The following is a 1,210-nucleotide window of genomic DNA, read 5'->3' on the forward strand; positions in this document are numbered from 1 at the left end:
TGAGCTGGTATATCGCGTTTAATTCTTCAGTGTTTGGGCCCTAAAATACTTGCCGTCAGTGACTTCGGCAATTGCATTTAGCATGTCTTCGTCCAGATCAGCTGAGGGGTTGACCTTTTGAGTGCCAAAAAAGCTTCGTCGGTAAAGCTCGTCGGCACCAATACCAATCGTATAAATAATGATGTCTTCTTGAGCTGCTAACTGTGCAGCTTTTTCGGGGGGGATCTCGCCAGCGGTATTCGCGCCGTCGCTAAGTAATATGAGAACGCGGCTATCTTTCGGTCTTTCCCTTAGGCGTTTAACACCAAGACCGATAGCATCGCCGATAGCCGTTGCTTTACCTGCCATACCTAAGTAAGCCTCTTGCAGTAGTGTGTTGACCGTTTTTGTGTCGAATGAAAGCGGCGATTGGATATAGGGCTCAGAGCCAAACAGTATTAAGCCGATGCGGTCACCTTTTCTTTGCGTAACGAAGGAAGAGACAACATTTTTGACAACGTCCAAGCGAGATACAAACTCATCATCTAATTTAAGGTCTGTTTCTTTCATGCTTGGTGATATATCGATTGCCAGCATCAAGTCTCTTCCACTTAGCGGGAGGTTTACTTTTTCTCCGTAGTAAGTAGGCCTGGAGGCTGCAACTATTAGAAAACACCACGCAAAAGCCAGTAGGTATTTACTTAGTTTGCTATGGGTTTTTCCTTCTGGTGCACGTGACAGTTTCAGTGCTTTTACTGTTTCATAGAGTGGAAGCTGCGGCGCTCTATAGTTTGTGGTGCTTTGATTTGCTCGCCGAGGGATGAGCAAAGGAATTGGCAAAAGTAATAGCGCAAGAGGCCAAACTAGCCCAAAGTTAAGTGCTTCTAAGAGATTATCAAGCATGACGTAGGCCTCGAATCCATTTTTCGATTAGCATCAATTGCTCGGTATTTATACGAGGGCAATTCCGTTGGTAAATCTCGTGACAGAGGATGTCTAGTAAGTCGCTCGGCAGTATTACTTTGTTTTGCGTTGTGTTGAGAGTATCGCCCCATTTGTCAGCGGTGTCGCTAAGGTGTGTAGTAGAGCTTGAGTTCCCGGCAAGGCATCGCTTTAGGAGTATGTTTATTTCGGTAGCTAGCTCGAAGTTATCCCAACTTTTTGAGTTGTGGGTTATTGCTTTAAGTTCAAGTAAGGCTACCCTGCGCCAGGCATTCCGTTGTCTATGTCT

2 protein-coding genes are annotated in these 1,210 nt (G+C 45.5%); both read right to left on the minus strand.

Translation table 11 applies throughout. The features are described from left to right. Positions 1 to 18: 18 nt before the first annotated feature. A complete protein-coding gene (locus tag A3729_RS18190; RefSeq protein WP_068634166.1) occupies positions 19 to 882 on the minus strand; it encodes a VWA domain-containing protein in 864 nt (287 codons plus the stop codon). Further along, the coding region (locus A3729_RS30990) for a DUF4381 family protein (protein WP_156498002.1) at positions 875 to 1,210 on the minus strand (336 nt) is incomplete at its 5' end. The genes A3729_RS30990 and A3729_RS18190, both read right to left, overlap by 8 nt.

Source organism: Oleiphilus sp. HI0043 (assembly GCF_001634935.1).